This is a genomic window from Camelimonas lactis (assembly GCF_004342915.1).
Lineage (GTDB): Bacteria > Pseudomonadota > Alphaproteobacteria > Rhizobiales > Beijerinckiaceae > Camelimonas > Camelimonas lactis.
Genome location: NZ_SLWL01000002.1, coordinates 199918 through 215536, shown reverse-complemented (window position 1 = coordinate 215536; position 15619 = coordinate 199918). Strand labels below are relative to the sequence as shown.

The following is a 15619-nucleotide window of genomic DNA, read 5'->3' as shown; positions in this document are numbered from 1 at the left end:
ACGAATGATCATGCGGGCCGGGCCACCGCTTCGGCGCGGTTACGCCTTCCGATCGTTTCCCGTGTCGGCCACCTTGCCGCCGAACATCCGGCCCGACAGCGCCAGGTGGTCATCAGACGGGATCAGCTCGCGATAGTCGCCGGCCCGCAACTTCTCGCCGTCGAAGGCGCAGACGGTGATGATGTAATAGAGATTGATCAGGGTCGGATCGTCGCCAGCCATCCGCTGGGCGCGGGACCAATCCTCATAGCCCCGGAACTGGGGGTAGGTGACCACCACCCCGGTATTCGGCAGGGTGAAGCTGTGATCGCCGGTCGTAGCTTCCTTGTGCCGGCGCAGGCGGGCGAGAACGCCGCTATCGTTGTCGTTCACGTCGGTCATGTCTACCCTTTCAATGACAGGTATTCTGCGGTCGCGGGCGCACCCGCAGTTCAGTCGGTGGCGTCAGTAGGTCGGCCAGACATCGATGCCGTTGGCCCGGTTGATCTGGGCCATGACATCGACTTCGCGCGTCGGAATTGGATTGCGGGAATTGCGCTCGACAAAGCGGAGGGCGGAATATTCAAACGCGCCCTTGAAATCATTGCCGAACTTGATGGAACCGGCGTCGTTGCTGCCAACCAGCATGGTTAGATGCCAGGTGCAGCGGAAGCCTTGCTCGATGATCAGCCCGTCCGGCCCGAAAATGTCGGTGTAGCCGTCCAGCGTCAGCGATACCGCCCGGTTCGGCACCGAGAACAGGGCGGTGACGTCCGGATCAAGCCACTGGCTGTCACCCTTGCCCTTCATGGACTTGAGCTGGCGCGAAGGAACCTCAAGCTCGGCAACCATGCCAAGCGAGGCGTGCTTGACCGTCTCGTATTCCAGCTTGGGCACGTCGATGGATTTGAAGCGGCCGACGCACCGGTTGTCGTTCAGGTAGACTTCGGCATTGGTGAGCTGGCCGATCTTGACCGCGTCCATGACGATATCCTTTCAGGCGGGCGCGATCAGGCCGTGAGGCCGAGCGCCGTGGTAACGAAATCCAGATTGGTCGAGGCTTCGATCGTGGCGCGGTGCATGATGCCGACCGGCTGGCGCTCCAGCTTCCAGAACACCTGACCATTGCCGACAATGCTTTCGGCCGTGGTCTTTTTGCGGTCGAAATAGAAGGTGCCGCCGTACAGCCAGGCGCTGACGTCGTCGGCGCGGGACTTGCTGGCGAGGTACTTGTTCACTCGCTCTTCGATCAGGCCGAGCCGGGTCGGGATCGCGCCCTTGTCGGTGTAGGGCAGCATGTAGAACAGGACGGCGTCATCAATCGCGTCCAGCACCGTCTGGGCATGCAGCCAGGCTTCGGTGTTGTGCACGGTCGGCCAGGCCGACGATGATGCGCCCCACGTCCGGATGCCTTCCGCATACGTGGTCATCGTGGTGACGATGCCCTTTTCGTTGAGCAGGTTGGTGTCCGTGTCGTAGCGGCCCGGCATATAGACGATGTCGGTTTCCGTGCCCGACACGTCGGTCATCAGCCGGTTAGAGGGCGAGGCCTGCGGGCCTTCGTCGGACACCACCTGGTTCCAGACGCCAGCGAAGTGCTGCGAATACGGCTGCAGCGCCTGCTCTGCGGTCACCGGATCAAGCGCCGACAGCTGCGGATAGCAGTAAACCATCCGGTCGCTGGACGTGGCGAATGGCTGCGTCGCGCCGCGCGCCTCCACGGCGCCCTGTACGGTGAGACCCGGCGTCAGATCGCAAACAGCGTGACCCTTCACGTTGTTCGCCACCTCCAGCATCTTCTGGCGCACGCCCGTCAACTCGGTGAAGCGGGGCGCGATGATGCGACGGGGGAAGAAACCGAAGCGGTTGTAACACGTGTAGGCGACCTCAAAGCCGGAACGCTTGCCGGCTGGGGAGATGGCGCCCACCATGTCGGCGGCGGCGATCTTCGTCGGGTCGGGGTCCGTGCCCTCTTTGTGAACGTCCGGATCGAACACGTTGTTGACGACGATCGTGCCGACGCCCTGACCCTTGTCTTTGTTGAACATGGCGTTCAGGGCTTCGGGCAGCGAATAGCCTTCGGTCGCCGGCCCCAGCAGCTCCGCGATCTGCTCGCGGCGGCGGATGATGATCGGCTGGTTGATATAGGCCTTCCGTGCCTCCGCATCCTCATGCACAAGGTGGATTGGAGCCGCGCCCTGCACCCACGTCACCGCCATCTTCTGATCGGTGACCACGCCGCCTTCGTCGGCGATGCGGATGATTTCGGGGCCGTGATGATAGTTCTCGCCCGCCATGGCCTGTTACTCCTGCTCCTGCGCCGGGACGGCCACGTCGGGGGTCCGCGTTTCGGCCTGTTGCTCCACTCTGGCTCCCGCGCGCGCGGGGCGTGAGGTGTCCTTGACGGGAGGCGCAGCGGATTTTGTCACCGGCTTCAGCCACTCGCGGCCGATCCACGATTTCACCAGCGGATGGTCTTCCGGCAGGGCGTAGTTTCCGCCATTCCTGACCGCGCCCTCAAAGCCGGGGACGGACAACGTCTGGAACTGACCGTGCCAGGTGAAGCGGCTCATGCGCGGTTTGCTCATAGGTAAGTCCTCTGCTGGGGAAGCGGAGCGACCGCGCGCAGGGAGGCCGCGAAGGAAATGACGTAGTCCCAGATGCCGTCGTTCTCGCTGACGAGACCGTCGCGCAGTACGGCGAAGGGGGTGGAGCCATGGACGCTCTTGCCCTGAAGGGTGATGCGGGATGAATCGACCAGCGACGGCGCGCCGAGGCGGCCGGTCAGGCCCCGGACCATCAGATGGACGTCTATGGTGACGCGCCGCGTCTGCCAGATGCCGTCTGAGGTTTCCGGCGCCCGGTAGTCGGACCCCCGGTAGTGCACCAGCGCAGCTGCTTCGTGTTCGCCCAGGTCGAAATCCTTCACCCGGTCAGGCATGATCGCCACATGCACGTCGCGCGGCAGGCCAGCTTCGAACAGGTTGACGATGGCCGAGACAATCCTGTCGGTCTCGCCCATCCCGGCGGCGGTCGCGGCGCTGCGATTGCCTGCGGCGATATCGGGGGCGTCGGTCATGTCAGCCATCCCGTCAGAATCTGCGGCGCCCTGACGGGTTCGCCGCGCACCACGACTGGGTCCGGCGCGCGACCGGCGGCCGAGCCGTCAATCGTCAGGTCGCCATCCGCGATCTGGTCGAGCAGCTTCAGGGCCGCCTGATAACGCTTGTAGGTTTCGTCCTGGACGCCGGACTGGTCGCCCGTCTTGTAGCGGAGGCGGTAGGTGGCGATGTCCTGATGGATGCCAAGCAGGATTTCCGGAGCCGGCGAGGGCAGCACCGGGAACCGTGCCGCCAGTCGCCCGCTGACCAGCGACGCGCCGAACGACAGCGCGCCCTCAATCTTCACCGTATCCAGCTCGCGTTCACCGCGCGGGCCAGAGCCGGCGACATTGTCGGCCTCGGTTGGGCCGATGCGGGCGACATATGCGTCAACGGTCAGCAGGGACATCGGATCACTCCACGCGGCGCGGGTTACGCCAGCTCGGCCCCGAGAACGCCAAGTTCCTGCAACCGCAGCGCATCGTCAGGCGTCAGCAGGATTTCGTCGGCGTCGGGATTGGCGGGCGCATACCGCACGCCGTCATGGTCGAGGGGCGACAGCACCGGGTAGCGCCGCAGGTCCGCGACGCCGGCCGCCCCGCCGGAGCTGGCGGCGGCCGGAGTGGCCGCCGCGTTGCCCGCAGTTTTTCGGGGCTTCGCCGCCATCAGGCCGCATCCTTGAACAGGAAGCCCGCCTCGGCGCCGGTGATGTAGGGCAGCTCTTCATCCGTCACCGGATAAATCCAGCTTTTCGCATTGCGCTCGTGATAGGGCGTTTCCACAAACGGGCACCCGCGCAGGCGATAGGTGTAGCCGTAGGAGGGCGACAGGTAGTCGCCGCTGCGGTTGACGTAGGCCAGGATGGCGTCACCGCCCCAGATGTCCTGGGCAGGTTCACTGTCGGCGGCAGTGTCGGGCAGATAGATGGCGTCGCCTGAGACCACCTCCGCCACCTCGAAATATGACGCCAGCATCTTCGTGGTGATGCTGTCGCTGGAGACGTACTTGAACTTCTCCTGCACCTTTGGATGATTTTTCAGGGCGCTGAACACTGCCGGGCCAAGCACCATGACATTGGGCCGAAGGCCGATCATCCGCCGCACAGCATCACGGGCGGCGTCGACATCCTTGCCCGGCGTGCTGTCGGGATCGCTCCACTTGGACGCGCCTGCCAACGTCAGCTTGTTGTTGGCGCCATAGGTGTTCAGATCGCGGGCCTTCGTCGCCACCTCAATTTCGAGGTTGAGCCCAAAGACGTTAAGCACGCGCTCCACGGAAATCTTCGCGAGATCGAAGCCCGGCACCTTCAGTGCCTCTTCCTGATTTTCCACCGGCACCGTCGCTTCCAGACTGTCCTGAGGAAGGGCGACAGGGTCGGAGGCATAGCCGTACTGGATGCGCGCAGTGGCGGCGCCCGGCGCGCGGCGGGTGTTGATCTTGCGGAAGTCTTCCTTGCCGAAGCGGATCACCCGCATGGAACGGTTCGGAATGTCCACGACGGGCGCGAGGCGGTCGTAGATGTACTGGGCGTTGCGATAGCCGCGCGCGTGGGTGGACAGGATGGGCTCAATAACGGCCGCCTGCTGGGGATTCATGCCCGACATATGAGGATGCTCCGGAGTGATGCTGCGGGTGAGGCGGTGCGATCAGCGCCCGAGAAGGACGCGGACGAACTCTCCATCGGCGGCCGTGGTGAGCGCGCGGCCGATCGGATTTGCGGGCGTGGCGCCGCCGGTCTTTGCCCCGCCGGTCGCAGACGAGATGACACGGGCGCCCTTTGTGATGGCGCCGGTCGCTTTCAGCACGGCCACGCCCAGCACCTTGCAGGTGACTTCGCGCCCGGTGATCTGGCTGAACTGCGAGACGCCGAACACGGGTTCGTCCTCGGCGGCCGGATCGCCGTCGAAGGTGACGCAGGTCTGCGCGGGCACGGAGGCGGTCGCCGTGATCGGCAGGTTGAGAAGGTCGATTTCGGCATACATGCGAGGTGTCCTCGGTTCGGCGCCTGAAGGCTGACGGGGAGGGCGCGCCGGTCAGCTGACCGCCGCAACCGCCTGTTCGAAGGTCGCGCCGGGGTTCTGCTTCTGCCAGGCTTCGATCTTCGCCAGACGGGCGAGACCTGTGGCGTCCACCGCGCGGCCGTCTGGCGACGCGAACGACACGGTTGCCTGGGCTTCGGCGGGCTGGCGGCCGGCGAACTCGCCGAACGACACCACGACGGGCTGATCGGCGAGGATGGCGCGCACGGCGTCGGCCGGAGACTGGGTGATCTGCGCGTCGCCCTCGGCGAACGACACGGTTCCGGCGGCAGCGGCAGGCTGGGCCTCCAGGGTGTCCAGCAGCGCCACGACGCGGGGCTGCGAGGCGGCGATCAGCTTGCCTTCCTTGATCAGCCCTTCAGCGAACGCGACGTTCTGGTCATGCTGAAGCAGGGCCTCGCGCTTGCGGACTTCCGCTTCGCGCGCATCAAGTTCCTTCTGGCGCTTCTCGGCGTCAGTCATGGTCTGCTCCGTTGTTGGGGAATTGGCTGGGCGTTGCTGCTCATTCAGCCAGTTGGCCGGGTCGCCAAACTCAAAGGTCAGGGCGCCGTCGTCGGTTGCAAACGACACCGGCTTCAGGCCGGAGACGGCAGGCGCAACCGCGCCGAGGAAGCCGATATGCTTTGGATACCAGGCACCAGGCTTGGGGTTGTTCGGCGCGCCGGGCGCAAACAGGGACAGGGAAATGTTCTTGTAGCGCTTCGCCGCCACCGCCTCGCCAAAGGCTGGCGCGATGTCGCCGACGTCCGCAACCAGCCGCTGGCTGGCTTCGTCATAAGAGAAGGCCTTCGCCCAACCATAAGCGGCGTCTTCCGTCTTCGGGTGCCCGACGACGGCCGGCGTTTCATAGACGGCCGGATCGTAAGCGGCGGCGATGCCGCGCAGATCCTCGGCCGTCATGGTGACGGACGCGCCGGACATGGGCGTGAAGGTGCCCGGCCTGAAGACTTCAATGCGTTTGGTGGTTCCGGTCATTGCGGCCTCTCTGTGGAGACCTCGACCGTAGGGGACCGCGCATGGGCGGATCAGGTGGCGATGACGGGGGACGCGTCATCGCAAATCGCCGCGTCGGGCGACGTCAAAATCCATACCCCAGGCGCTGGAAAAACGCCAGGGGCGGCACCCGGCGGCGGGATAGGTGATTGCGTCGATTCTAACGCCGGTTCTAACGGGGGGTAGCGCGCGCCGGGTGTGACGACAGCCTGCACATCATCGTGGCGGCTGGCGGGGGCTTGAAATCAGTCGTGGTTGGAGACCGTCACGGCTTGGGTTTTTCCGTTTTCCCTCTCGGCAATCTCGACCTGCACATGGTCCCGACAAGTCCACGTGAATGAATACAGTTGCCCCGCGATATATCGTGGTGCTGGCGGTTCGCGACATTCACCGTCAGGGAAAATCTGCCCCCAAGTGACAGAGCGCCCTGCCGTTGATGACAGAAGCCAGTGAACATAGAAGGTCCGGTCACCATTCAGGCGCGCAGCGTATCGCTCATTCCGCTCTTTGTTTTGGAAATTGCAAAATGTCACCGTGCCACCGGGATTCTCACAGCGTTCAGGCTGACCGAGCGCCGCTTCCAATTTGGCGCGCGGCTGGCTCAATAGTTTGGGCAAAACTGCTGGATCAAATGAATCTGCAATAGCCGGCAAGGTTGCAAGACACATGGCGCAAGCAGTGATGATGGATTTCATAGTGCCCTCCCAACCCACTTGGCGCGTCCTATAACCCGTAACTGCTCTGCATCTGCCTTTGATATTTCAATAGACCTATAGCGATCATTGTCTGATATCAACTCAAAGCCACCGTTAAACAAGGGCATGACGCGCTTTATCATCGCCAACTCACCAATGACTAAAGCATATATGCCTTCCGCGCTTAGTTCAGTCATGGCCGTATCAATTAGTACGTCATCACCATCGCGAATGGTATTTTCCATGCTGTCGCCGTCAGCTTGCACGATGTGAGCTTTATCAGGCTTCACGCCAAGCTTGCGGATCAGGCTGAGCGCCATCGGAATCCGCTCTACCTCTTGTTCCTGGTCGTTACACCGACCGATTCCCGCTGACAGCCGTACGGCCAAACGTGGGACAAAAACGACATCTTTGTCCTCATTTTCGTGGCGTGACGGAGGCGTGATCCCAAGAATGAACCAGTCAGGGTTCATTCCTGTCACTGAGGCGATCTTCACCATGTCATCGGCCGTGGGGAATGTTTCCCCCCGATAATAGCGTTCGATCGTTTTGTCAGACACTCCGAGGGCTTCCCTTAAGTCAGCCCGGACGTTCTTTCCTTCGACGGCATGCCAAAGCCGCTCCCCGAAGGTGGCAAACCCACGCCGGCGTCGGCTGGACGATTCTGTCATTGGATGGACATTCCTGGTTGACTTAAACACCCATTTTTGTCTAAATCAGACAAGTCTGATCGCACAAAGATGGGTATCATGGAATCAACCCCCATGCGAGATACAAACTTGTCGCCTGGCTGGCATCATCAGGACATTCTTGCCGCTGTTCGGAAGACAGGTACGTCACTTCGCGCGCTTTCTCTTCAGCACGGTTTTGGAGCATCCACGCTCCAGGCATCGCTGTACAAGCTGCATCCGAGAGCGCACGCGATCATCGCCCGCTCAATCGGTCAAAGATGTCATGCGCTTTGGCCGCACTGGTACGATGAGGCGGATCGCCCAAGACACCTGACGCCGTACCAGCGCATTGCCCTTTCTCGCGGTAAGACGAGGAGGGCGGCATGAGCGGTCAGGATAGCGTCACCATCAAGCTCGCCCTCGACCGGATCGCGATTGTCGATCGGCTGCGCCCAGCGTCGCCGGAAGCGGTCGAAGAAATCGCCACCTCCATGGAGGCGCGCGGCCAGCTCGCACCGATCATTGTTCGCCCGATCCCGCCCGTGCAAGGGCGTGACCATGCGCTGGTCGCTGGCCTGCATCGCATCGAAGCCGCCGCCAGTCTCGGATGGACAGAGATTGAAGCCGTCATCCGACATCTGGATGCGGACGGCGCCCGGATGGTTGAGATCGACGAGAACCTGCGTCGGCGGGAACTGAGCGTCATCGACCGCAGCGTTTTCCTCCATGAGCGCAAGCAAATTTGGGAACGGATGTATCCGGAAACCCGCCATGGTGGTGATCGGCTGTCCGATGCGAGCAAGTCGCAACCGTTGCGACTTGGCCAAGGCGAATTATCGCAACCGTTGCGACATGTTCGCTTCACCCGGGAAGCAGCGGAGGCGAGCGGCCTTTCTGAGCGCTCTGTTCAGATCGCCGTCGCCATCGGCGGTCACCTGACGCCAGAAACCCGCGACGCCCTGCGTGGTTCTGATTTCGAAGGCGCAACCCGTGTGCTGCATGCGCTCGCCGTCGAAAAGCCAGCCGATCAGATCGCCATCGCTAACAAGCTGCTGGACGGCGCGAAGACCGTGGACGCCGCGAAGGCCGCGCTGGGGATTGCGCCCGCACGCCCTGCCAAACCCACTGACCCAGAGGCGAACTACAAGGCCCTGTCAAAGGCCTGGCTCTGCGCCAGCGACCATGACCGGCAGCGCTTCATCGCCATGCTCAAGGCTACCGGGGAAGTCTGATGCAAACGTGGTGGTCAGCAGGCGACATCGTTGCAGCCGGCATTGCGGACATGCCGCAGAACATGGCGGCCGCCTCTGACTGGATCGGGGCGATGCGCCAGCGGATGCCCGAGCTTGTCTTGCCCAGACCGGGAAAGGGCGGCGGCTACCTGATCAACGTTCGTGCTTTTCCGGAAGCCGTCCGGCACGAGCTGGAGAACCGTGCGCAATCCACGGCTCTGGTCGCCGCCGAAATGCAGGAGGTGGATGCAGCGGCGGAGACGCAAAAGCGTCAGATCGGCGCGCAGGTCACCCGCAATCTGACGGCGCGTCAGCGCCAGACCATGGAAGCGCGGGCCGCGCTGCTGCTGGAGATCGAGCGCCGGGCGCTGGTATCCGGCAAGGGCCGCAAGGCGACGGCGGCGCAGATCGTCGTCGCTCTCAAGCATGGTTGCGCTGACGCTCAGCTGACCGATCTGGCGCGCCGCGCCAACGACCGTAGCGGCGGCAAGGCCACCGTTGGCCTGCGCTCTATCCTGTCGTGGTTTTCAGCCCGCGAAAGCGGCGGCGTGCCGGCCCTGGCGCCAGCGCTCAGCCGCTCCAAATCCGATCTTCCTGCATGGTTTGAGGGCTTTGTGATGCACTATTCCCGCCCATCAAAGCCAACGCTCACCGAAGCGCTCGACGACTATCGCAAAACCCTGCCGCCGGGCGCGCCATGTCCGAGCATCGACCAGGTGCGCCGCGCAATGGACCGGCTCAGCGCTGTTGAGCAAGCGAAAGGACGCGAGGGCAAGATCGCCATCCGGCGCTTGCAAGCCTACGTCTCCCGCGACGCCTCCATGTTGTTGCCGACATCCGTATATGTCGCGGACGGCACCACAGCGGATTGGGAGGTAGCTCACCCGATCCACGGCCGCCCGTTCAAGCCGGAAATCACGTCGATCATCGACGCGGCGACGCGCGCCTGCGTCGGCTGGTCGGCAGGCCTTTCGGAAAGCACGTGGGTTGTGGCCGACGCCCTGCGCCGCGCGGTGCAGCGGTTCGGTGTTCCCGCCATCTTCTATTCCGACCGTGGTCCTGGCTATCGCAACGCCGCCATGGATGCGCCACTGGTCGGCATTCTGTCCCGCATGGGCGTCACCCATGACCTGACGCGGCCCCGTAACGCCCAGGCCAAGGGCAATGTGGAGCGCTTCCAGCGGTTGTGGGTTCGCGTCGCCAAACGCAATGAAACCTATACCGGGCGCGACATGGACCGCGAGGCGCGCCTTGCCGCCTACAAGACAACGCGCCGGGAAATCGCCCTGTTCGGCGCCAGCCGCACGCTGCCCGAGTGGTCGGACTTCGTCTGGGCCGTCGAAGACGCCATTCAGGAATACAATAACCGGCCGCATCGTGGTTTGCCGAAGATCACGTGTCCGCACACCGGCAAGCGCCGGCATGCATCGCCGGCCGAGGCATGGGCCGCGCACGTGGGACAGGGCTTCCAAGCCATCGTTCCGGACGCGGCCGAGCTGGCGGACATGTTCCGCCCCTACGAAATCCGCAAGTGCAGCCGCTGCACGGTCAAGATCAACAACAACACCTATTTCTCGCAGGCGCTGGAAGACTGGCACGGCAAGGATGTCATCGTCGGTTACGACATCGCCGATGGCTCGCAGGTGTGGGTCCGCAAGATCGATATCGTGGACGGCGAGCGCGAGCCGGGCCAACTGATCTGCGTCGCCGGATTTGAAGCCAACACCGTCGACTACGTGCCGAAAAACCGCCTGCAGAAGGCAGAGCGGGACCGCTACCGGGGCCGCGTCCGGCGTGTCGGGGACAAGCTGGCGGAAATCGAAGCCGAGTTCAGGCCGCTTGGCGTCATTGACGGTGGCGCCGGTGACCGTCCGGGCCAGCTGTCAGGGGTTGCACGGCTGGCGCCGCCGCTGGCGGCGACCCCTGATCCTGAAGCCGATCTGCCACTGGTCGCCGTGGCGCCTGCGCCGGTTGAGACGCGCATGAGCGCGAATGGCCGGCCGATCTTCGCCGACGACATCGCCTTCGCGCAATGGGTCGTCGCCCATCCGGATGCGGTCACCCAGACCGACCGCGAATTCATCCGCTCTGAACTGATGGATCACACCTCCCGCTCGCTGCTGGCGATGCGCGGCGTGGACATCGACGCACTGCGCGCTCTCGCGCGCGATCCGAACGAACGGGCCGCCTGATCCCGACAGGGGGCGGCGACCATTCTTCTGCATGTCCGGGGACAGACATGAAAACAGCATTCATTGAGACCGAAAACTCAGCACGATTTCAGACGGCGCTCAAGGAAATGGCGCGCCGGGGCGCGTCAGAGGCCTGCCTGATGGTGGTCGATGGCGAGCCGGGCCTTGGCAAGACGACGGGGCTTGATCGCTGGGCGACGCAGACGGGCGCCCTGTATCTGCGGGCGAAGAAGGAATGGACCCCGTCGTGGTTCATGCGCGATCTGCTGGCGGAGTTTCGTATTCCGGCCCCGCATTCCTTCCAGAAAGGCTTCGGCCTCGCAATGGAAGCGCTGATGCAGCGCCAGTCTTCGGCCGCGATGGCTTCGCGTCAGTTTGGCGTCGTGATCGACGAGGCTGACCATATCTCGCGCTCTGCTGAGATTATCGAAAGCATCCGCGACTTCAGCGATATCGGCGACATTCCCTTCATCCTGGTGGGGATGGGGCGCATTCGCACCAACCTGACGCGGTTCCCGCAGGTGGCGTCGCGCATCAGCCAGTACGTCAAGTTTGAGAAAGCCAGCCTGGCGGACGTGCGGCGGATGGTGGACGGCCTGTGCGAAGTGCCGGTTGCCGATGATCTGGTCGCTTTCATCCTGCGCGCCACCGATGGCTACAACCGCGAAATCCTTGAAGCCATCGCGTCGGTCGAGCGGTTCGGCAAGCGCAACGGCGCGACGGCCGAAAACCCGGTGAAGCTCGCGGCCATGGCGCGTCAGGTGCTGATCCATGATCGCCGCACTGGCCAGGCCATTCACGTTCCGGAGGCGGTGTGATGGCCGTCAACGATTCCCATCAGGTCGCCATCCTCGGCGCTATCGGCAACGGCGAAACCACTCTGGATGCGCTGGTTGCTCATCTGCCCATCAAGCGGGCGGCGATCGTCCACGCAACCAGCAAGCTCGTCGGGCGCGGCCTCATTGTCCGTATTCGCCCGGGGCACTTCGCCCTTGCCCATGAGGGCAAGGTGTTTCTCGCCGAGGGCAGGGCGATCAAGGTTGGCGTGACGCGCTCGCCACGGAATGGACCCTACAGGCACAATTCGTTCACCCAGCGGGCATGGAACGCCATGCGCATCCGCAAGCGGTTCACCGTGCCCGAAATCGCGATGCTCGCCGCGTTGGAGACGGACAAGGCTCCGGAAGATCGCCTCAGCATCTTTTTCCGGCGGCTGGCGGATGTTGGATACCTCTCTGAACGGGCCGAGCGTGCTCCTGGCGTGTCGCCCCTGTCGCGCGGCCGGATCGTCTGGACGCTGACGAAAGACACCGGGCCGGTGGCGCCATCCGTGATCGGCCGCATCAATATCCGCGACCACAACACCGGCGAGGATATCCGGCGCGAGGCCGCGTCATGATGGCCTATCCGCAACTCGACGACGCCGCCATGGCGATCCTTCAGCAGGCCATATCCGAGGCTGGCTCCATCGCCGCTGTGGCGCGGCGGCTTGGGTACAAACGGCCCAGCATCTCCCTGGTGTTGGCCCGCAAATATCCTGGCGACACCCGGCGTCTGCGCGCCCAGATCGTCGAGGCCTTCGGCGGCCAGCAGCACTGCCCGTTTCTTGGCTCTGACATCGCGGCCAGCGCCTGCCGTGATTTTCGCACCCGTCCATTGCCGACGTCGCGCCGTGCCGAAGCCCGGCACTGGCAGGCATGCCGGCAGTGCCAGTTCAACCCTGAGCGGAGGAAGCACGATGACGGCGCTTTCTGACACCCAGCCGACCAACCTGACGCAGGTTCTGGACATCATCCACGGCCTGTTCGCGGGGGGTGAGGGCTGGATGCACATCAATCCCGGCATGCGCAGGCATATCGCCGGCGCCATCCACGAAATTCGCGGTCGTGTCGGTCAGCTGGAGCAGTCCGCTGGCCCGGCCGCCGACACCATCGACCTGCGCCACCTCGCAGCGCAGCCCGGCAGCAACCTGGTCGTTTTGCCCGTGCGCGACCTGCCCCAGAAGGATTCCTGAAATGAACGAACAGATCGACGCCGGGCGGCCCGGCGCTGTCGAGATCGACGGCAAGACATACATGCGCGACGCCAGGGGCGCGCTCCAGCCGGTTTCGACCGTGAAGCCCCAGCACCTGCTGGAAGATGAAATGGTCCGCAACGTGTTTGGCCACGCCGACGAATTGTCAGCGCGCATCCGCCGGTTCAAGGGTCACACCTTCGCTGATCTGGCGGCCTTCCAGAGCCTGCTGGAACAGAACTACGGCGCCCGTGCTGGTGGGCCGAAGGGCAACGTCACCTTCATGAGCTTCGACGGCACCCTGAAAATTCAGGTGCAGATCGCTGACCAGCTCGACTTCGGCCCTGAGCTACAGGCCGCCAAGAAGCTGGTGGACGAGTGCCTTGTTGAATGGGGTGCGGAAAGCCGCCCGGAACTGCGGGCGCTGGTCAACCGCGTTTTCAACGTCGAGCGCCAGCAGATCAACCGCGCCGAGCTGTTCAGCCTTCTGCGGCTCGAAATCGACGATCCGCGTTGGGCGCGGGCCATGGAAGCCATCCGTGACGCCATCCGCGTCGTCGGCACCAAGCAATACGTGAGGTTCTACCGGCGCGATGACGAAGGTGCGTCCTGGGAGGCCGTGACCATCAACCTTGCAGCGGCGTGAGGGAGGAAGCCAATGACGACGCCTTATCAGCCCACGGTCAAGTCTTCCTCCGAGCGTCACCGGGCGCCGGTCGTTCCACTGGCGCGGCGCATCCCGAAAGGCTCGCCGGTCAAGGTCAGCACGTTCGACTGGGAGCGGGGCGACATGACCTTCCGCGCCACTGTGACTGGCGCGACCTCCGACAGCCATGTCCGCATCCTGACAGACGATGGCCTGGTGTTCGCTGTGCCCGCCTCTGACTGCGAGATCATCCATGAGGACGGGGTGACATGAGCATCCCGCTCCTGGCTGCGCGCCGCAGCCACTGCCGCTGGTTCGTGCCGACGCCCGAGCCAGTCCGGTCGGGGCGGGAGAAACACCGGCCCGACGCATTCGGCGACCGCCACGTCTGCGGCGCCACGGTGAAACCCGGTTCGTCGTACTGCCCGGAGCACTGCCTCCGCGTCTACGACACCAGAGCATCCGGAGACCGGAAATCATGAGCAATCCAGCGATGGCAGACGTTGCCGATACGGGCGTCGCCGCAGACGAGCTGAAGCAGTTCATCGAGCGGCTGGAGCGATTGGAAGAGGAAAAAGCCGGCATTGCTGGCGATATCAAAGAGGTGTTCGCCGAGCTGAAGGGGCGGGGCTTCGATTCCAAGGCGGTGCGCCACATCCTCCGCATCCGGAAAAAGGATCAGGCAGAACGGCAGGAAGAGGACGCGATCCTTGAACTGTACCTGCAGGCATTGGGGATGGCGTGATGACGGACGCTCTTGACCTGATCACGGTCGGCCTCGCCAACGCGGAGGCCGTCGCCGCCCACGAAGCCCGGTCAGCTGAATGGCTGTCGGGATACCGCGCCGCCCTGAAGGGCCTGAAGACGAACTACCAGGCGCTGCAAATCACCAGCCGGCGGCCGATTGAAACCGCCCCCAAGGATGGCACCCGCCTTCTGTTGATCTGGAAACCCTTCAGCTGGGTGTCCGAGCACGTCGAGCTGGGGAAATGGAAGGGCGATCTGGGCTGGTGCAACACCTACGGCCATCCGTTCAGCAGCCCGCCAGCGTTCTGGATGCCGCTTCCGGTGGCCGCTGCGGAGGGCAGGGCATGACCAGTATCTTCTGGCGCCCGGAAGAGGCGTCTCTGAAATCCTTTCGCTCCACCACCAGCTCCAGCGGAGCGTCCACCCTGGTCATCACCTTATCGGTCGATGATCCCATGCAGCTTGGCCACCTCATCAGCGACCTGAGGGACATCCAGCACGAGCAGGATGCAGCGAAGAAAAAGGCCCAGAAGCAGAGGAAGAGCAGCAACGCACAACCTGCGTTGCCGAAGCCTGCCGGGCTTCTCACCTATGGGGACGATAGATGAACAGTCATGTCCGCCAGATAATCCAGCCAGCGCAGATCCGCGCCATCCACGTCCTGAAAGGGCAGGCCGCCATCGGCGATGGCGCCTACCGCGACCTTCTCGCCAGCCATGGCGTCAGCAGCTCGAAGGAACTGACGGCGGCGCAGGCTGGGCGGCTGATTGACCAGCTGCGCGGCATGGCTCCGCGCACCGCAGCCCATGCGCGCGCCGTGCCGATGACGGGGAAATATGGCCCGATCATCCGGGCGCTCTGGATCGCCGGTTACAATCTTGGCGTTGTTCAGGACAGGACGGATGCGGCTTGCTGCGCGTTTGTCGAGCGCCAGACGAACATCCAGCGCACGGTCTGGCTCACCGATCCGAAAACGGCGACGGCCGTGATCGAAGCCCTGAAGGCCTGGCTGGCCAGGACGGCGGACGTGGAATGGCCTGGCAAGGCCAGCGCCTCGCTGGAAGAGCGCAAGCTGGCCGTCATCCGCGCCCAGTGGGCGCGGCTTCAGGCCATAGGCGTCGTGTTCGCTGCGGGCGGCGGCGGCCTGCAAACCGTCATTGAAACTCATATCGGCCGGGACCTGCGTCGGGTGGACGATCCCAGCCTGACTGCGGTCGAGCTGGATGGCGTGTCCCGCATGCTCGGCCGCCGTATCCGTGCGGCGATGAAACCGAACACCCGGAAATCCGCCGCGTGAACCATCCGGACGG

At 63.9% G+C, this 15619-nt stretch carries 25 protein-coding genes; 13 read left to right on the top strand and 12 right to left on the bottom strand.

Features of this window, described 5'->3' with window-relative positions; genetic code table 11:
* Positions 1 to 39: 39 nt before the first annotated feature.
* The 12 genes from EV666_RS03960 to EV666_RS03905 all read right to left on the bottom strand — a co-directional run bounded on the left by EV666_RS03960 (position 40) and on the right by EV666_RS03905 (position 7367).
* Complete coding sequence (locus EV666_RS03960) at positions 40 to 381, bottom strand: hypothetical protein (protein WP_132003407.1); 342 nt, start codon at positions 379 to 381, stop codon at positions 40 to 42.
* A gap of 63 nt (positions 382 to 444) precedes the next feature.
* The gene (locus EV666_RS03955) at positions 445 to 963 is read right to left on the bottom strand and encodes a phage major tail tube protein (RefSeq protein ID WP_132003404.1); all 519 of its coding nucleotides are present in this window, start codon (positions 961 to 963) and stop codon (positions 445 to 447) included.
* A gap of 26 nt (positions 964 to 989) precedes the next feature.
* Entirely contained in the window at positions 990 to 2276 is a 1287-nt protein-coding gene (locus EV666_RS03950; protein WP_132003401.1) for a phage tail sheath subtilisin-like domain-containing protein, read from the bottom strand.
* Positions 2277 to 2282: 6 nt separating this feature from the next.
* Positions 2283 to 2552: a hypothetical protein gene (locus EV666_RS03945; RefSeq protein WP_132003398.1), complete on the bottom strand. Its 270-nt coding sequence runs from the start codon at positions 2550 to 2552 to the stop codon at positions 2283 to 2285.
* 11 nt (positions 2553 to 2563) lie between these two features.
* Positions 2564 to 3058: a Gp37 family protein gene (locus EV666_RS03940; protein WP_165909890.1), complete on the bottom strand. Its 495-nt coding sequence runs from the start codon at positions 3056 to 3058 to the stop codon at positions 2564 to 2566.
* The gene (locus EV666_RS03935; RefSeq protein ID WP_132003392.1) at positions 3055 to 3489 is read right to left on the bottom strand and encodes a phage protein Gp36 family protein; all 435 of its coding nucleotides are present in this window, start codon (positions 3487 to 3489) and stop codon (positions 3055 to 3057) included. Before EV666_RS03935 ends, EV666_RS03940 begins: the two co-directional genes overlap by 4 nt.
* Positions 3490 to 3512: 23 nt before the next feature.
* Entirely contained in the window at positions 3513 to 3746 is a 234-nt protein-coding gene (locus tag EV666_RS03930) for a hypothetical protein (RefSeq protein WP_132003389.1), read from the bottom strand.
* Positions 3746 to 4684 carry a major capsid protein gene (locus tag EV666_RS03925; RefSeq protein ID WP_132003386.1) on the bottom strand — a complete coding sequence of 313 codons (939 nt, stop codon included), beginning with the start codon at positions 4682 to 4684 and terminating at the stop codon, positions 3746 to 3748. The genes EV666_RS03930 and EV666_RS03925 overlap by 1 nt, the downstream gene beginning before the upstream one ends.
* 42 nt (positions 4685 to 4726) lie before the next feature.
* Positions 4727 to 5062, bottom strand: coding sequence for a DUF2190 family protein (locus EV666_RS03920; protein ID WP_132003383.1), 336 nt, complete (start codon positions 5060 to 5062; stop codon positions 4727 to 4729).
* A gap of 51 nt (positions 5063 to 5113) precedes the next feature.
* On the bottom strand, positions 5114 to 6094 hold the full coding sequence (locus EV666_RS03915) for a hypothetical protein (RefSeq protein ID WP_132003380.1): 981 nt from the start codon (positions 6092 to 6094) through the stop codon (positions 5114 to 5116).
* Positions 6095 to 6357: 263 nt separating this feature from the next.
* The gene (locus EV666_RS03910) at positions 6358 to 6807 is read right to left on the bottom strand and encodes a hypothetical protein (RefSeq protein ID WP_132003377.1); all 450 of its coding nucleotides are present in this window, start codon (positions 6805 to 6807) and stop codon (positions 6358 to 6360) included.
* Positions 6804 to 7367, bottom strand: a complete 564-nt coding sequence (locus EV666_RS03905) for a S24 family peptidase (RefSeq protein ID WP_165909889.1) — start codon at positions 7365 to 7367, stop codon at positions 6804 to 6806. The genes EV666_RS03910 and EV666_RS03905 overlap by 4 nt, the downstream gene beginning before the upstream one ends.
* Before the next feature lie 180 nt (positions 7368 to 7547).
* Between EV666_RS03905 and EV666_RS18860 the strand changes: the two genes are divergently transcribed.
* From EV666_RS18860 to EV666_RS03840, 13 genes are all read left to right on the top strand, one after another.
* The gene (locus tag EV666_RS18860) at positions 7548 to 7865 is read left to right on the top strand and encodes a helix-turn-helix domain-containing protein (protein WP_132003371.1); all 318 of its coding nucleotides are present in this window, start codon (positions 7548 to 7550) and stop codon (positions 7863 to 7865) included.
* Positions 7862 to 8710, top strand: coding sequence for a ParB N-terminal domain-containing protein (locus EV666_RS03895; protein ID WP_132003368.1), 849 nt, complete (start codon positions 7862 to 7864; stop codon positions 8708 to 8710). The genes EV666_RS18860 and EV666_RS03895 overlap by 4 nt, the downstream gene beginning before the upstream one ends.
* Entirely contained in the window at positions 8710 to 10902 is a 2193-nt protein-coding gene (locus EV666_RS03890; RefSeq protein WP_132003365.1) for a Mu transposase C-terminal domain-containing protein, read from the top strand. Before EV666_RS03895 ends, EV666_RS03890 begins: the two co-directional genes overlap by 1 nt.
* 47 nt (positions 10903 to 10949) lie before the next feature.
* Positions 10950 to 11720, top strand: coding sequence for an AAA family ATPase (locus EV666_RS03885; RefSeq protein WP_132003362.1), 771 nt, complete (start codon positions 10950 to 10952; stop codon positions 11718 to 11720).
* A complete protein-coding gene (locus EV666_RS03880; protein ID WP_132003359.1) occupies positions 11720 to 12301 on the top strand; it encodes a hypothetical protein in 582 nt (193 codons plus the stop codon). The genes EV666_RS03885 and EV666_RS03880 overlap by 1 nt, the downstream gene beginning before the upstream one ends.
* Positions 12298 to 12657, top strand: coding sequence for a LysR family transcriptional regulator (locus tag EV666_RS03875; RefSeq protein WP_132003356.1), 360 nt, complete (start codon positions 12298 to 12300; stop codon positions 12655 to 12657). Before EV666_RS03880 ends, EV666_RS03875 begins: the two co-directional genes overlap by 4 nt.
* Positions 12641 to 12916, top strand: a complete 276-nt coding sequence (locus EV666_RS03870) for a hypothetical protein (RefSeq protein WP_132003354.1) — start codon at positions 12641 to 12643, stop codon at positions 12914 to 12916. Before EV666_RS03875 ends, EV666_RS03870 begins: the two co-directional genes overlap by 17 nt.
* A 1-nt stretch (position 12917) precedes the next feature.
* Positions 12918 to 13562: a DUF3164 family protein gene (locus EV666_RS03865; protein WP_132003352.1), complete on the top strand. Its 645-nt coding sequence runs from the start codon at positions 12918 to 12920 to the stop codon at positions 13560 to 13562.
* 12 nt (positions 13563 to 13574) lie between these two features.
* Positions 13575 to 13835 carry a hypothetical protein gene (locus EV666_RS03860; RefSeq protein WP_132003350.1) on the top strand — a complete coding sequence of 87 codons (261 nt, stop codon included), beginning with the start codon at positions 13575 to 13577 and terminating at the stop codon, positions 13833 to 13835.
* Between the two features lie 205 nt (positions 13836 to 14040).
* Entirely contained in the window at positions 14041 to 14307 is a 267-nt protein-coding gene (locus EV666_RS03855) for a DUF2312 domain-containing protein (protein WP_132003348.1), read from the top strand.
* On the top strand, positions 14307 to 14657 hold the full coding sequence (locus EV666_RS03850) for a hypothetical protein (protein ID WP_132003346.1): 351 nt from the start codon (positions 14307 to 14309) through the stop codon (positions 14655 to 14657). The genes EV666_RS03855 and EV666_RS03850 overlap by 1 nt, the downstream gene beginning before the upstream one ends.
* Positions 14654 to 14917: a hypothetical protein gene (locus tag EV666_RS03845; RefSeq protein WP_132003344.1), complete on the top strand. Its 264-nt coding sequence runs from the start codon at positions 14654 to 14656 to the stop codon at positions 14915 to 14917. Before EV666_RS03850 ends, EV666_RS03845 begins: the two co-directional genes overlap by 4 nt.
* Positions 14914 to 15606 (top strand): regulatory protein GemA, encoded by a 693-nt coding sequence (locus tag EV666_RS03840; protein WP_132003342.1) that lies wholly within the window; start codon positions 14914 to 14916, stop codon positions 15604 to 15606. The genes EV666_RS03845 and EV666_RS03840 overlap by 4 nt, the downstream gene beginning before the upstream one ends.
* Positions 15607 to 15619: the final 13 nt, after the last annotated feature.

What these genes read in the sequence shown, in the direction of transcription:
- EV666_RS03960 (WP_132003407.1), bottom strand. Translation starts at nt 381, where the DNA reads ATGACCGACGTGAACGACAACGATAGCGGCGTTCTCGCCCGCCTGCGC.
- EV666_RS03955 (WP_132003404.1), bottom strand. Translation starts at nt 963, where the DNA reads ATGGACGCGGTCAAGATCGGCCAGCTCACCAATGCCGAAGTCTACCTG.
- EV666_RS03950 (WP_132003401.1), bottom strand. Translation starts at nt 2,276, where the DNA reads ATGGCGGGCGAGAACTATCATCACGGCCCCGAAATCATCCGCATCGCC.
- EV666_RS03945 (WP_132003398.1), bottom strand. Translation starts at nt 2,552, where the DNA reads ATGAGCCGCTTCACCTGGCACGGTCAGTTCCAGACGTTGTCCGTCCCC.
- EV666_RS03940 (WP_165909890.1), bottom strand. Translation starts at nt 3,058, where the DNA reads ATGACCGACGCCCCCGATATCGCCGCAGGCAATCGCAGCGCCGCGACC.
- EV666_RS03935 (WP_132003392.1), bottom strand. Translation starts at nt 3,489, where the DNA reads ATGTCCCTGCTGACCGTTGACGCATATGTCGCCCGCATCGGCCCAACC.
- EV666_RS03930 (WP_132003389.1), bottom strand. Translation starts at nt 3,746, where the DNA reads ATGGCGGCGAAGCCCCGAAAAACTGCGGGCAACGCGGCGGCCACTCCG.
- EV666_RS03925 (WP_132003386.1), bottom strand. Translation starts at nt 4,684, where the DNA reads ATGTCGGGCATGAATCCCCAGCAGGCGGCCGTTATTGAGCCCATCCTG.
- EV666_RS03920 (WP_132003383.1), bottom strand. Translation starts at nt 5,062, where the DNA reads ATGTATGCCGAAATCGACCTTCTCAACCTGCCGATCACGGCGACCGCC.
- EV666_RS03915 (WP_132003380.1), bottom strand. Translation starts at nt 6,094, where the DNA reads ATGACCGGAACCACCAAACGCATTGAAGTCTTCAGGCCGGGCACCTTC.
- EV666_RS03910 (WP_132003377.1), bottom strand. Translation starts at nt 6,807, where the DNA reads ATGAAATCCATCATCACTGCTTGCGCCATGTGTCTTGCAACCTTGCCG.
- EV666_RS18860 (WP_132003371.1), top strand. Translation starts at nt 7,548, where the DNA reads ATGGGTATCATGGAATCAACCCCCATGCGAGATACAAACTTGTCGCCT.
- EV666_RS03895 (WP_132003368.1), top strand. Translation starts at nt 7,862, where the DNA reads ATGAGCGGTCAGGATAGCGTCACCATCAAGCTCGCCCTCGACCGGATC.
- EV666_RS03890 (WP_132003365.1), top strand. Translation starts at nt 8,710, where the DNA reads ATGCAAACGTGGTGGTCAGCAGGCGACATCGTTGCAGCCGGCATTGCG.
- EV666_RS03885 (WP_132003362.1), top strand. Translation starts at nt 10,950, where the DNA reads ATGAAAACAGCATTCATTGAGACCGAAAACTCAGCACGATTTCAGACG.
- EV666_RS03880 (WP_132003359.1), top strand. Translation starts at nt 11,720, where the DNA reads ATGGCCGTCAACGATTCCCATCAGGTCGCCATCCTCGGCGCTATCGGC.
- EV666_RS03875 (WP_132003356.1), top strand. Translation starts at nt 12,298, where the DNA reads ATGATGGCCTATCCGCAACTCGACGACGCCGCCATGGCGATCCTTCAG.
- EV666_RS03870 (WP_132003354.1), top strand. Translation starts at nt 12,641, where the DNA reads ATGACGGCGCTTTCTGACACCCAGCCGACCAACCTGACGCAGGTTCTG.
- EV666_RS03865 (WP_132003352.1), top strand. Translation starts at nt 12,918, where the DNA reads ATGAACGAACAGATCGACGCCGGGCGGCCCGGCGCTGTCGAGATCGAC.
- EV666_RS03860 (WP_132003350.1), top strand. Translation starts at nt 13,575, where the DNA reads ATGACGACGCCTTATCAGCCCACGGTCAAGTCTTCCTCCGAGCGTCAC.
- EV666_RS03855 (WP_132003348.1), top strand. Translation starts at nt 14,041, where the DNA reads ATGAGCAATCCAGCGATGGCAGACGTTGCCGATACGGGCGTCGCCGCA.
- EV666_RS03850 (WP_132003346.1), top strand. Translation starts at nt 14,307, where the DNA reads ATGACGGACGCTCTTGACCTGATCACGGTCGGCCTCGCCAACGCGGAG.
- EV666_RS03845 (WP_132003344.1), top strand. Translation starts at nt 14,654, where the DNA reads ATGACCAGTATCTTCTGGCGCCCGGAAGAGGCGTCTCTGAAATCCTTT.
- EV666_RS03840 (WP_132003342.1), top strand. Translation starts at nt 14,914, where the DNA reads ATGAACAGTCATGTCCGCCAGATAATCCAGCCAGCGCAGATCCGCGCC.